Here is a 365-nt window from a genome sequence, read left to right as displayed (position 1 = left end):
GAGATAAAAGGTGATTGAACGAAAATCAGTAAAGGGAAGCCTTCGGGCAACCTATAGAGGCGTACTTGACTTCGCCTAAGAGTCCGTTTTTCGGAATTTCTAAAATCCCTCGGGGGAATCCCCGTCTCTTTAGAGCGCGGAGTAGTCAACCGCTGTTTAGTTCGCCGAACATCACCTGTCGCCTTCATCAGATATGGCTGCGTTTGTTTCGCAATCTTCCTAACATCAATTGATGCACTAGGATAAAAGCAGCAGGAACTCAGAGGACTTATGGCAACAAAATTCCCTAAGTTTAGCCAGGACCTCGCTCAAGACCCGACAACACGTCGGCTATGGTACGGGATTGCCACCGCCCACGACTTTGA

At 48.5% G+C, this 365-nt stretch carries 1 protein-coding gene; it reads left to right on the top strand.

Annotated elements, in window-relative coordinates; genetic code table 11:
* Positions 1-270 precede the first annotated feature (270 nt).
* Positions 271-365, top strand: a 95-nt coding sequence (locus AC0QH1_RS07785) for a hypothetical protein (protein WP_442957294.1), incomplete at its 3' end; no start/stop codon positions are given.

This window comes from Phormidium sp. CCY1219, assembly GCF_055795085.1.
The sequence above is the reverse complement of the archived record's forward strand: the minus strand, read 5'-3'. Positions and strand labels throughout refer to the sequence as shown.